This is a genomic window from Gilliamella sp. ESL0250 (genome assembly GCF_013345045.1).
Classification (GTDB): domain Bacteria; phylum Pseudomonadota; class Gammaproteobacteria; order Enterobacterales; family Orbaceae; genus Gilliamella; species Gilliamella apicola_H.
In genome coordinates this window covers 1-14766 of sequence record NZ_JAAEDV010000022.1, presented here as the reverse complement: position 1 = coordinate 14766, position 14766 = coordinate 1, and the positions used below count along the sequence as shown (strand labels likewise).

Below are 14766 nucleotides of genomic sequence, written 5' to 3'. Positions count from 1 at the left end.
CGGGTCGTAATAAAGTGAGCCGAGATGGGCAACATATCACGGCATTGTCAGGGCAGACCGACGACAAACCCGAAGTGTCGATAGATGTTTCTGCACTTGGTGGCATGTATGCGGGCAAAATCAACTTGGTGGGCACAGAAAAAGGGGTTGGCGTACATAATGCGGGCGAGTTAGGCGCTAGCGCGGGCAGTATTACTTTGACGGCGGATGGAAAAATTGTCAATACGGGGGCGATGCAGGCTCAGCAAGATATTCGCTTAAGCAGTCAACAGGACATTCGCAATAGCAAGCAAATTTACAGTCAACAAAATATCCACTTAAACAGTCAAAAAGCCATTGTGAATGAGGGTTCATTCCTTGCCAAGCACGATGTTGTTCTTAAAGGCTCAGCGATAAATAGCACTAAAAATAGTACTGTGGCTGCGGGTATTGATGAAAAGGGAAAACTGACCGAGCCTGGTAATATTATCGCTGATGCTAATCAAGTTTCCCTCACAGGTAAAAATCTGGCCGGTCAACACATCAGAGTCAATGCGCAAAAAAATATTCATCTAGCCAACAGCCAAAATATAGCGGAATCGGTTACATTAACCGCCGAAAATATCGACATCAATGCAGCTACAATCAAGAGTGAAAAAGATATCACTTTACAAGCGAGCAATGCCATTGATAGTCGTCATTTACAAGCTAAAACGAATAGCTCTTACTCTGCTAATGCCAACACCATTAATAATCAACAATCGGTTATACTGGCTAATAAAGATATTGCCTTTAGCGCCCATAATATCAACAATGCGCAATCCAAATTCAATGCGGGCAGCAGCATTAATTTTAATGCTGAGGACTTCATCGATAATCACAAGGCGACGCTTTTGGCGGAAGGGGCAATTAATTTACAAAGCCAACAGATTATCAATAATGAATCGCTATTAGTCAGTCATGACCATTTGCAAATAAAGGCGAAAACATTAGAAAACCAAAAATCAACATTACAATCAAAAAAAGATTTAACCATTGCTAGCCATCAGATTGATAATCAGCAGTCTGAATTATTAACGGAAGGCGCTTTAACGATCCATGCCAACCAAATTAACAATCAAAAAGCAGCGTTAAGTGCGAAAGGTGATATCAATATTCACAGTGCATTAATGAACAATGAAGCATCGACATTTATTTCTGAAAACACGATTAATCTGAATGTTAAACAATTTTTTAACCAATATGCCAAACTCACCGCACTCCATAATATTGCGATTGATGGGCAGCAGGTGAATAACCAATCTGCAGAATTAAAAGCCAATGGTGATTTGTCAATTAATTCCACTGAGCTAAACAATCAATCAGCACGATTACTCACGAATTCCACCTTAACGTTACAAGGTAAAAATATCAATAATCATCATGCCGAACTCAGCGCCAGCGATCGCATTGCTATAACCGCAGAGCAACTATGGGCTAATGAAGGGATATTTATCAGCAATCAGGATATTCATATCACCAGTTCGCATATTGAAGCCCAAAAAGTAAAAGTGAAGGCAAAAGGTGATATTAAACTCAATGCAACCGATGATATTGATGCCACAAATGGATTAATGGTGAGTGAAAAACAAGCCAGCATTACCGCTAACATGGTGAAATTAAATGAAGTCACCTTAAGTGCCAAAGATGACATAACAGTGAGTGCAACTTCACAATTAGACAATAACAATGCTAAATGGATTAGTGAAGGTCATATTAGTGCTGATGCCCAAACGATAAATAATCAAAATTCGTCAATATCAAGCTATAAAAATATTTTCTTTAAAGCACCTCATTTAAATAATCATAACAGCAAATTACTCAGCTATGGAAAAATTGACTTAGCGTCGAATATTGTCAATAACCAAAATACCCTTATCAATGCACTAGCAGATATTCATATTCAGGCTGACGATATTGACAATCAAAATGCACAAATCATTAGCCAGCAATCGATAAATATACAAGGTAAAGATATTGATAATCGCCATTTAGCGATGCAATCAGGTAAAGCGCTATCAATGGCGGCTACCAACAAATTGAACAATGCTGATGCGACATTGATTTCAGGTGATAAACTCAACCTTGAGTCACTGTTAATTGATAATCAACGTTCGAAAATCAAATCGCATCATGACCTGACCATGCAAGGTAAAAGCATTAACAATCAACAGAGCACGATGCTGGCTACAGGCAATGTTGGATTTACTGCCGATGAGCAATTAGATAATCAAGAAGCTGATATTCGAACGCAAAATAAAATCGATATGGTGGCCAAACACATTCATAATCAAAATAGCTTATTGGCAGCCGGTGGTGAAGTCAAGCTTAATGCCAATGAACTCAATAGTCAGTCATCCATCTTAAAAGCCGATGATCATCTTCGCATAAAAGCGAAAAAGCTCAATAGCACCTTGGTCAAATGGGTCAGCCAAAATGCCATCATCCTTGAAAGTGATGAAATCAATAATCAATCGGCGGTATGGAAAGCGGATAAGGGCATTACCGTTAAAGCTAATGATTTAAATAATAACGATGCGACCTTAATATCGGGTGCTCAATTAGCATTAACCGCTAAAAAATTAGCCAACCAATCGGCCTATATCCATGCCGATAAAGGCATCAATATCCAAAGTACCGAATTTGATAATCAATCCGCCACGTTAATTACTAACGATTCTATACATATTGATGCCAATAAAACGAACAACCAAGATGGTACCTTATCAGCAAAACAAAATATTACCGTAAACAGTGACGAAATAAATAATCAAAACGCCTTATGGTTAGCTGATAAACATATTTCGATTCATGCCAATAACCTTGACAATCGTGAAGCGGCACTACAGGCTAATCAAGGTATGCAAATTAATGTCAATGCCAGCTTAGCCAATCAACATGCACTCCTCATTTCGGGGAAAGACGGCCTGATTATCCATGCTGATGATTTAGATAATGACGATGCTGAATTAAGCAGTAAGGGCTTATTGGCCATTACTGCCAATAATGTGAATAATCATCAAGCACAATTGGTCGCAGAAAGTGACCTAACGGTCAACGCAAATCACATCAATAACCAGTCTGCCGATATTCAAGCCAAAGGGGATGTCACCTTAGCGGGACAAACCCTTGATAACCGACAAGCCAAATTATTGAGCATGGGCAATATTGAGTTACAGGCAGAAAATAATTTAACTAACAATCAGGCAACGCTAACGGCGATGCAACAAATTCAATTACACTCTCAGGGGGCTATTGATAATCAACACTCAACAATGGTGGCCAATAAGGGCATTTTGATTGAGGCTGATTCGATTAATAACAGCCAATCAAAACTTGAAACCGCAAGCTTATTGAAGATTATTGCAAATGCTATTACTAATCAGCATGCCAAATTGAATGCAGGGCAAATTGAGTTAAAAACCCAATCGCTTGAAAACCAACAAGCCGATATGATTGCCAAAACGTTATTACATATTCAAGCGGATAAAATAGCTAATAACCAAGCACGTTTATTAGCCAATGATATTACCATTAACGCCAATCAACTTAGTGGCGACGGTGAACTGCTCGCTGAAAACGATATTGCGCTTAATTTAACTCAGGCGTTTGATAACAAAAACAGCTTGCTAGCGAATAATGATATTTTAATCAATGCAAGCCAAATTACCAATGACGGAAAAATCTCATCGGGTCAAGCAATCACCCTTAGGAGTGATGAAATTAAAAATACCGCCACAGGGATTATAGAATCTGAGGAAATCAATACCGAAGGACGTATATTGGAAAATAAAGGGTTGATTGATGGTGGTGAGGTCAACTTGAACGCTTCACAGCGTGTTGACAATCTAGATGGGGCACGCTTATATGGGGATTGGATTTATATCAAAGCCCATGAAGTCAACAACCGTGCTCCTGCTTTAACTAGCCCCATTGCGCCAACTATTGCAGCAAGGGAAGCGCTTTTATTGGATGTCAACACGTTAAATAACACCAATCATGCACTAATACTCAGCTTAGGGGATATGTACATTGAGGGGCAAACACTAAACAACCACTCAGCGCGGATCGAAGCGACTGACGATATGACATTAAACGTTAATCAAATTAACAACATTAATGACCATATTGAAACTGAAGATGTCTTAGTTGATAGCCAACATATTGTTGAATATTCCCCACTCGGTGATGCAAGGCGATATAAACCCGATGAAGTCAGCATTCGTACTAGCCCTAAAAAACGGCATAGATATCCTGTTTTGCATTCAAATAATGGCGCTTTTGATTCCACTTATAAGTATCACAAATATGACTACACAAGAAATATTTATGAAACTAAAATTAAAAGTACCGCACCGGCAGAAATCATTTCAGGAAAGAATTTGGTTGTCCAATCCGACCATTTAGAGAATGATAATAGTAAAATTATTGCCGGTAATGCCTTAGATATCATGACCGGCACACTCAATAATCACTCATTAAAAGGCCAGCGCACCGTTACCGATACTGGTGATAAAATTTATCATTATCGAGATAAAGGACATAGGAAAGGTAAAACCGTATATACAAAAAGAGCAGAATGGAAAGATTATAAAAACCAATTCATTACTACTATCGATCTTGAGCATGCCAAAATAGAATCGCATAGCAATGTAGATAAAACCAACGTTGATTTGCAACCACGTGAAGAGGAAAAAGTTAGCGTAGGTCACATTGTTAATCCAATCGTAACAGAGATCAAAAATGAGAAACATCTAGACAATTCGCTAGAAGATATCATCAATCAGGGTAAAGAAAAAGGCAATGTCAGCATTTCAACCGAATCGCCAATTCATGATTTGCCGATCACACAACCCATTTTGCCACCCGAGAAAGTTGAAAAGCCCGACGCACCGATAATTGATGATAATCAAAAAGTTTCGGTGCCGAGTGAAGCGGGTCAGTCACATGCGGATTCAATCATCTTTGTTGAGCCTAATCTGACCTTACCGCAAAATAGCTTATCGATAATTAATAAAGATCCACAAAGCAATTATTTGGTGGAAACCGATAGCCGTTTCACCAATCGCAAAAAGTGGTTAAGTTCGGATTATATGCTTAACCAATTACGGGTTGATCCGAATAACATCCAAAAACGGTTAGGGGATGGTTATTACGAGCAACAGCTCATCCGAGAGCAAATTGCCACTTTAACGGGTCATCGTTATATTGGTGATTATAGCAGTGACCTAGAGCAGTATAAAGCCTTAATGAATGCGGGGGCCACGTTTGCTAAGCAGTACGGATTATCGGTAGGTGCCTCGCTGTCAGCGGAACAAATGAAAGCTTTGACTAGTGATATTGTCTGGTTGGAAAGCAAGACGGTGATGGTCGATGGACAACCAGTCTCGGTATTGGTGCCACAAGTTTACCTCGTTAACCGCCCACAATTAACGTCGGAGGGGGCATTATTATCGGGTAAAAGTGTCACGGTGCTGGCGGAGAAGGATATTGAATCTTCTGGAGCGATATTAGGTAAAAACCGGGTTGCCTTATTAGGCAATAACGTCAATAACCAAGGTCTGATTGATGCGGGTGCAATTATCATTCAAGCGAAAGATAGCATTAACAGCAGTGGCAAATTAAAAGCGGATAGGTTGGCTTATTTACAGGCGAATAACGACATCAACTTAAATAGCACCACCTCGACCACCGAAACGCATTACGGTGCGAGCAAAAGCAAAAACACCGTGATTGACCAAGTTTCAAGTCTCAGCGTCACCGATGGTGATATCCACTTAAAAGCGGGGCATGATATCAATTTGGGTGCGGCCTTGGTAATAAATGGCGGTGAAGATGGGGTCACTAACGTGATAGCGGGGCACGATATCAATTTATCGACCTTAAAGACAGAAAGCTATCAAGACGCGATATGGAATAAGAATCACTCACACAAGGTTGATATTGAAGATGTGGTGGGTAGTGAACTGTTAACCCAAGGCGACCTTAACTTAATTGCGGGGCATGATATCTTGGCGAAATCGGCGGCATTATCGAGCGATAAGCGCTTAAATATCCTAGCCGAGCATGATATTAATATCGGTAGTGAGCAAGCGCGTTTACAGTTAACCGAGCATCACAAAGCCAAAACCAAAGGCTTACTCAATAAGGGTTCAATTACTGAAGATATTGAGGTCGATAATATCACGCAAAAAGGCAGTGGGGTTTATGGTGACAGGGTGAACATTAATGCGGGCAACCATTTAACCGTGACGGGCAGTGAAGTGGTTGGGACGCATAATGTGAATCTTGGAGCAGGCAAAGATATCACGATTGATGCGGCGGAAGAGTCGTATTACCGAAAAGACGAAATCAAGACCAAAAAATCGGGGTTAATGGGCAGTGGTGGGATAGGCTTTACGGCGGGTAAAGAAAAAGAGTCCTTAAAACAGACCAACACCGAACAAGCCTTTGTGGGTAGTGTAATTGGCAGTACTGATGGCAATGTGAAGATACAAGCGGGCAAAGACCTAAATATCAAAGGCAGTGATGTTATTGCGCAGCGTGATATTAGAATGCAAGGCGAAAACGTCAATATCGAAGCATTAGATGCGAAAACGACGTATCAAGAAGAGTATGAACGCAAAAAATCAGGGGTGACGGTAGCGGTTACCGGCACGGTCAGTGATATTTACAACGCCAATCAAACCCGCAAGCAAGCGGAAAAACAGAAAAATGACAAAACCAAAGCATTGATGAACATCAAAGCGGGGTTACAAGCGGGCAATGCAGCGTTAGAGACGGGGGCTAATTTACAAAATGGCACACCAGAAGCCTCAATTGGGATTAATGTCAGCGTGGGCAGTGAAAAGACCCAACGGACGGTAAACCAAGAGCAACATACGGTAGTGAGCTCCTCGATATCGGCGGGTCGCAATGTCAGCATTATTGCCACGGGCAATGGTGAAAAAGAGAGTGGCGATATCAACATCATAGGCAGTCAGGTGTCAGCGGGTCATGATGCCATGCTCAAGGCGAACCATGATGTAAACATCATCGGACAAGAAAACACGACCAAAACTGACACTAAAGAGAAGAATAGCAGTGGTTCGGTGGGTGTGGGTTATAACTTTGGTGGACAAAAAAATGGCTTTAACATCTCGGCCAGTGCCAGCCAAAGCAAATCACGCGAAAAAGGCAATGGCACAGACTGGACCGAAAGCGTGGTTGAAGCGGGTAATAAGCTGACTATCATCACCGGTAATGACGCCAACATTATCGCTGGACAAGTCAAAGGTGATAGGGTGGTTGCTGATATTGGTCATGACCTCAATATTGAATCGAAACAAGACAGCGACGAGTTCCATTCAAAAAGCAGCTCGACCTCGGTAGGGGGCAGTGTTTCATTAGGGGGTGGCGGTAGTTTCAATGCTTCTGCAAGCAAGACCAAGATGGACAGCAACTGGCAAAGTGTCACTGACCAATCGGGTATTTTTGCGGGCAAGGGTGGCTTTGACATCAAGGTTGGCAACAACACCGACCTAAAAGGGGCGGTAATAGCCTCAGAAGCGAAAGACAAGAGCCAAAACCGCCTAGACACGGGCACAATCAGCTTTAGTGATATTGAAAACAAAGCGGACTACAAAGTGAGTAGCAGCAGTGCAAGCGTTAGCTCGAGCGGTATGCCATCGATGCCAACCAGTCGCAACAAAAGCGAAAGTGAACGTTCGACCACGCATTCAGCGGTATCGGAAGGGACGATAATTATCCGCAACAAAGATGAACAAAAACAAGATATCAACGAGTTAAGTTGGGATACGGAGCATGCCAATAACGAGCTCAACCATATCTTTAACAAAGAGAAAGAGCAAGACATCATCGAGCAAACACAGTTAGTGAGTGAGATAGGTGGTGAAACGTTAACGATGCTCAACCATATAGACCGTATGCGAGCAGAATCAGAAGCGAAAAAAGCGGTTGAAAAGGCAAAAGAAGAAAGCAAAAACAAGGGACTAACAGAAGAAGAACAACAAAAAATCTACGAAAAAGCCTACGAAAAAGCCATGAACCAAGGGATGTCGGCGATGGGCAGTGAAACCCGTCAAGGTATCGATATGGCCGTTAGCCTTATCAACGGCTTAATCAGTGGTGATATGACAGGGGCAGCCGCAGGGGCATTAGCGCCGAAGATAGCAACTATCATCAAACAACAGACCGAAGGAAACACCCTCGCCAACACCGTCAGCCATGCCATACTCGGTGCGGTGGTAGCCGAACTGCAAGGCAATTCCGCGCTTGTGGGTGGCTTAGGCGCTGCCGCAAGTGAACGTGGTGCTGAAGTTATTGCGGGTATCCTTTACCCCGATAAAGACATCAAAGACCTAAGCCAAGAAGAAAGGCAAAAAGTCAGCGCCCTATCACAACTAGCGACCGGCCTTGCGATAGCCGCTGCCGGTGGTGATATTCAAGATGTGAATACTGGCGTTGCTGCGGGGAAAAATGCGGTTGAGAATAATTATTTGAGTAAAGTAGTTATAAAAGGATGTTCATTAGCAGCACCTTGTAGGGGATTAGTTACTAAAAAAATTATAGAATATGGTGTTAAAGCTGGAATAACTGCTGCTGTTGCCCAATCTATTGCAGATAATATTTCCTCAGAAGATCTTGATCACCTTATTACATTGTTGATGATGGGAAATGATGAGATAACAAATCGGTATTTAAAAGAATTAGAGAGTATATATGCACCTAGTACAATCCTAATCCCTAATTATAAACCTAGATTAGAAGGATACCCAATACCTGAACCACAAGATCCTCTTCCAGGTTATCAACCTTTAGAACCAGATGAATTAGGTTCAACTCATACTGGTGGTGATCAGATACAAAAACCATTAGATCCGCTACCGGGTTATCAGCCATTAGATCCAGAACAATTAGGACCAAATCATACTGGTGGGAATCAAATTCCAGAAAATGATTGGCGAGATTATGCCCTAAATGCAGAAATAACTCGAGGTGAGCATGCGGAAATTAGAAATAAACAAGGACGCCCTGTTGGTCAAGTGATTAATGATATTGAAAACTCAAGACCTTCTGATATTCTTGTTCAGGATGATGGTCGATGGGTTGTTTTAGGCCCTAATGGTAGAGTTCATATTATTGAACCGGATGGTGAAGTTGTTACTTCTTATAAAAATCCTAGAAACAATACGACAAAACGAATTAAAGATGGTCGTTGGGGACGACCAAGTAGTGAAAAACTGCAAGAGTTCAGGGATAAGTTTTCCAATTATTTTAAGGGGTGAATTATGGAGTTATTAAAACAAGAATATGTAGCTAATGCAGTAACGTTATTTGATCTAAGACTTTCCGAAAGTGAAATTACTATATATTTAGATTGTGTCAATTTCATGTTGGAATACTGTACCAATGAGCAAATAAACCAACATACAGAATTCATGGATAAAGAAGAATTATCGTGGGTAAGAGATGATTTGTTAGAACTTCTAAAAGGCATTGAACATAAGGAGTTTTTGCCAGATAGATATAAGTAATAAAGAGATAATTCTTTTTTAACATGGTCAATGGTTGATAATGGTGCGACTGGATTGATGGTCATTTATAATGGTAAAACCTATCACACGCAAACAGCAGAGGGGCTTTCTAAGATATTAGGCGTGTCAACATCAGATGCTGAATTGTTATTTTCACTCTCAACAGGTGCAGTTACTGCAAAAGGTTTGAGTAATTTAGCCTGGAAAGCTAGAGCTACAGGGCAGAAGTTATCGGAAAAGGAACTAGAAACAATAAAACGTCAGATTGATCGTGAAAGCAAATTAACAGTAGATCCGCATGCAGGAAAAGTAAAGTTAGCAGAAGGTGCAGCTGCAATTGAATTAGAAAAATTGTTAGGCGGAAAAGTTGAACGTATTAAGGATAAGGATAGTTTAGCTGACTTTATTTTTACAAGCGGTCCAAATAAAGGTAAAACTGTAGATTTTATGTTTACGACATCTAACGGAACAGAAAGAGAAATCAATGCAATGAATAAGTTTTTTAATAATAATTGGGATAGAAATATTAAAAAATTACATGAACATTTAGATAAAGCAGATATTGTTCCATTAGATTTTAGGAAACTGACGTCTGATAATCGAACACGTCTTGAAAATTACATTAAGACGTTACCAGAATATCACCGATCTAAAATTCATATTATGAGGTAAGATATGGCCGGTATATTTTATTTTGGAAAAGAGGTAGAATGCGTTGGATATAACTCAACGTTTATGTCTGTTATTGGCGAATATGTTCGTCCCTATATTATGCAACTGGGAAATAATATAGCAGAAAAGGTTTATTTTAGTTATGATCTCTATGATAGTGATTTAAATTTTTCCGAGTTAACTCAAGATCAATATATGCAATGCTATAAACAGCTCGTGAAAGCTATAGAGGTTGATTTGGAAAAGATAGAGGATTTTTATAATCACTACCCTAAAGAACTTGTTTATAAAGCTTGGTTTAATGAAATTAAACCTGCAATGCAACGTTCTCCGTTATACCAACCTTAAAATTGTCCCCCCTATATATGTTGCTTGTTAAGGGTGACAGTTAAACCTGTCACCAAATTTTATAGAAAGCTAATATATCACGACTTATAATTAGTAAGGTAAGTTCAATAATTAGTTCGCCTTGCTCGGTTTTAATCATCAGGATGGTCTGTATAAAAATCCACATCAGAAAAAGATGTCGACGCCAGCTTGCCTCCAGATTATAGAGGTCAAGTAAGTTATAAAGATGGTGTAGAAGTCCCTCATGGTACAAAAGGGAGTGTAAGACCTGATTTTTGTAATGGCACAACTTGTTCAATAGAAGTGAAAAATTATGATATAGGCAAATACGCTGATAATCTGATTAATAATATTTCTAAACAAGCAATTGAACGACAAAAACATTTACCAAATGGTATGCGACAAGAGGTTGTGATAGATGTTAGAGGGCAGCATTTAACACCCGCGTTAGAATTTAAAATTAAACAAGGGATAGTCAGACAATCGAATGGAATTATTAAAAAACAACAAATTAGATTGTTAAAAGATAAAAGGTAATTAAATAATGTTAATAACTATTGGTATGAGTGGAGGAGGTTCTGTATTTACTCTAGGTACAGACAGTGATATGAAATTATTTTTTGATTGTATTTCATATTATCTTTTGCCTAAATATCCCAAAGAAGATTGGTCTATTTTAACAGACCGTTTATATCGTCGATATTTGAAGTTAGAAGAGCTAGATACGGCTGAATCTTTAATGAAATTGGTCGAGGAGGAGTTTAAACAGTTAGATAGAGAAGCCATTGATTGGGGGCCTATTTTATCAGGTAAAGCCAAAAGTGATTTAGACAGAACAAAATCAACTTTATATGATATTTTTGATGGTTACTTTTATGCATTTCATTATTGTGTTGAATCTGCCAAGATAAGTTATGAGGGCTTTAAATCAGAACCCGATTATGAATATGAGCCAGTAATGGTGACTATAACCACATTACCTTATTTAATAAGTTATGGACATATACATTTATCGGTTTTTGATAACTTAGGCGCGGATGAAAAACCGATTTGGTGGACAGGTAAAATTCCTAAATAACCTTGTTTTGCTTTTTCCAGTTCTGTGACAAACCTTGCAGAATTGGAATAGATGATTCAATTTATAACTAAGTTATAAACTCTAATACCAATTTGATTTGCTCGGTTTTAATTGCAATAGGATGACCTGTATATAAAACTGAGCTATTCAATTTAGGATCTCACAAGATTATAAGACTATACCGTACTTTATTTACCCTATCCCTCTTAATGCAACTCGTCAAGTGATAAGCTGTTATTGAATTTTAATAAAATGAAATGGTATAGAATCCTGAATTATTTTTACAAAGTAACCGCCCGCAATTAACGACGGAGGGGGCATTATTATCGGGTAAAAGTGTCACGGTGCTGGCGAAGAAGGATATAGGAAATTCGGGGACGATATTAGGTAAAAACAGGGTTGCCTTATTAGGCAATAACGTCAATAACCAAGGTCTGATTGATGCGGGTGCAATTATCATTCAAGCGAAAGATAGCATTAACAGCAGTGGCAAATTAAAAGCGGATAGGTTGGCTTATTTACAGGCGAATAACGACATCAACTTAAATAGCACCACCTCGACCACCGAAACGCATTACGGTGCGAGCAAAAGCAAAAACACCGTGATTGACCAAGTTTCAAGTCTCAGCGTCACCGATGGTGATATCCACTTAAAAGCGGGGCATGACATTAATTTAGGTGCGGCCTTGGTAATAAATGGCGGTGAAGATGGGGTCACTAACGTGATAGCGGGGCACGATATCAATTTATCGACCTTAAAGACAGAAAGCTATCAAGACGCGATATGGAATAAGAATCACTCACACAAGGTTGATATTGAAGATGTGGTGGGCAGTGAACTGTTAACCCAAGGTGACCTTAACTTAATTGCGGGGCATGATATCTTGGCGAAATCGGCGGCATTATCGAGCGATAAGCGCTTAAATATCCTAGCCGAGCATGATATTAATATCGGTAGTGAGCAAGCGCGTTTACAGTTAACCGAGCATCACAAAGCCAAAACCAAAGGCTTACTCAATAAGGGTTCAATTACTGAAGATATTGAGGTCGATAATATCACGCAAAAAGGCAGTGGGGTTTATGGTGACAGGGTGAACATTAATGCGGGCAACCATTTAACCGTGACGGGCAGTGAAGTGGTTGGGACGCATAATGTGAATCTTGGCGCAGGCAAAGATATCACGATTGATGCGGCGGAAGAGTCGTATTACCGAAAAGACGAAATCAAGACCAAAAAATCGGGGTTAATGGGCAGTGGCGGTATTGGTTTTACGGTGGGTAAAGAAAAAGAAAATCTCAAACAGACCGATACCGAACAAGCCTTTGTGGGCAGTGTTGTAGGCAGCACAAATGGCAATGTTAACATCCAAGCGGGCAAAGACTTAAATATCAAAGGCAGTGATGTCATCGCCCAGCAAAACATCAAATTACAAGGCGAAAACGTTAATATCGAAGCGCTAGATGCGAAGACGACGTATAAAGAAGAGTACAGTTACGAAAAGTCTGGCTTAACGGTAGCGTTAACGGGGACAGCTGCGGATATGTATGAAGCGGCAAAAGCAGTAGAGCGAGCCAAGAAGAAGGGCAATGACAAACTATTAGCACTCCAATCGATTAAATCGGCGTTAACGGCGATAGAAGCGCTTGAAGATTCTCAACTGAAAAACCAACAAGGACAAAGTCAAGCCTCAATAGGGGTGAGTGCGATGGTGGGCACGCAACGCACAGAGCGAGAAGTGAACCAAGAGCAGCATTCGGTAATAAGTAGTGGAGTTTCGGCGGGACGAAATATAGATATTATAGCGACAGGGGATGCGAATAAACAAGGTGGCGATATTACGTTAAAAGGGAGTGAAGTAAAAGCAGGTAATGATATTAATCTAACGGCTAATCGAGATTTAAATGTGATAGGCGCGGTCAACACCCAGCACAGCGACAGTGACGAAAAGAGCTATGGAGGCGGGGTTGGCATACAGCTGCAATTTGGTGGAGATGAAAGTGGCTTACGTTTTAAAGGCAATGCTAACTTTAGTCGAGAGCGAGAAAATGCCAACGGCAGTGCTTGGACAGAAAGTGTTATTGACGCTAACAACAAACTGACAATCAAGACAGGTAATGATGTTAATATCATTGGTGGTCAAGTTAAGGGTGATAGCGTCAAGATGGACGTGGGTCATAACTTAAACATCCAATCATTGCAAGACACCGATGATTACGATTACGAAAAAATCAGCGGATCGGTGAGTGGAAGCGGAGGCTTTGGTGGTTTTAGTGCCAACGGCTCGTTATCTAGTACGAATATCGACAGCAAATGGGCAAGTGTCACCGACCAATCGGGCATTTTTGCCGGCAGTGGCGGTTATGATATCACGGTGGGTAACAACACTGACTTAAAAGGGGCGGTGATAGCATCAGAAGCGAAAGATACCAGCAAAAACAAACTTGATACAGGCACAATCAGCTTTAGTGATATAAAAAATAAAGCGGATTTTAAAGTTAGCCATGTTTCGGTGAGCGGAGGCACCGGCGGACCGGGTGCCCCGACGGCGTATCAAAACAGCGAAAAAGAGTCCAGTATAACCCATTCAGCGGTAGAAAACGGACAACTCATCATCCGCAATAAAGACGACCAAAAACAAGATATCAACGAACTAAGCCGAGATACCGAGCATGCGAATAACTCACTGAAACCGATATTTAACAAACAAAAAGAGTTGGATAAATTAGAATCGGTAGAGCTAGTTAAAGACATCGCTCAACAGGCAAAAGGAGTGGTAAACAAATATGACCGCATTCAAGCGCAAAACAAATTAGACAACGACGAAGAAGCCAAAAAAGCGCTAGAAAATAAGACTAAAGAACAGCTAAAAGAAGAAAAGCTTAAAGCCGAACAAGACCCGAATTACACAGCTAAAACCTATGATGAAATTTATCAACAAAATTATTATGATGCTGTCAGTGATATAGTGATTAAAAATGCAAAAAACAACCTAGGCACCATGGGGGGAGATGTCAGCAAAGGGATTGACACAGCGACATCAATTATCACAGGCATTATTACCGGTGACATTACAGGAGGCCTTGCGGGGGCCAGTGCGCCATGGATAGCCGAAC

Annotated in this window: 7 protein-coding genes; all 7 read left to right on the top strand. The window is 40.4% G+C overall.

All coding sequences use genetic code 11. The features are described from left to right. The first annotated feature begins 14 nt into the window (after positions 1-14). Positions 15-9305, top strand: a complete 9291-nt coding sequence (locus GYY69_RS12515; protein ID WP_342354086.1) for a hemagglutinin repeat-containing protein — start codon at positions 15-17, stop codon at positions 9303-9305. 3 nt (positions 9306-9308) lie between these two features. After that, positions 9309-9554, top strand: a complete 246-nt coding sequence (locus GYY69_RS12510; protein WP_174786651.1) for a hypothetical protein — start codon at positions 9309-9311, stop codon at positions 9552-9554. A gap of 30 nt (positions 9555-9584) precedes the next feature. Further along, a complete protein-coding gene (locus GYY69_RS12505; protein WP_174797984.1) occupies positions 9585-10226 on the top strand; it encodes a hypothetical protein in 642 nt (213 codons plus the stop codon). 3 nt (positions 10227-10229) lie between these two features. After that, positions 10230-10574, top strand: a complete 345-nt coding sequence (locus GYY69_RS12500; protein WP_174797983.1) for a hypothetical protein — start codon at positions 10230-10232, stop codon at positions 10572-10574. A 189-nt stretch (positions 10575-10763) separates the two neighbouring features. Continuing rightward, positions 10764-11111: an adhesin gene (locus tag GYY69_RS12495; RefSeq protein WP_174797982.1), complete on the top strand. Its 348-nt coding sequence runs from the start codon at positions 10764-10766 to the stop codon at positions 11109-11111. A gap of 7 nt (positions 11112-11118) precedes the next feature. Continuing rightward, positions 11119-11652, top strand: coding sequence for a hypothetical protein (locus tag GYY69_RS12490; RefSeq protein WP_174797981.1), 534 nt, complete (start codon positions 11119-11121; stop codon positions 11650-11652). 344 nt (positions 11653-11996) lie between these two features. Beyond that, positions 11997-14766, top strand: a 2770-nt coding sequence (locus GYY69_RS12485) for a hemagglutinin repeat-containing protein (protein WP_174797980.1), incomplete at its 3' end; no start/stop codon positions are given.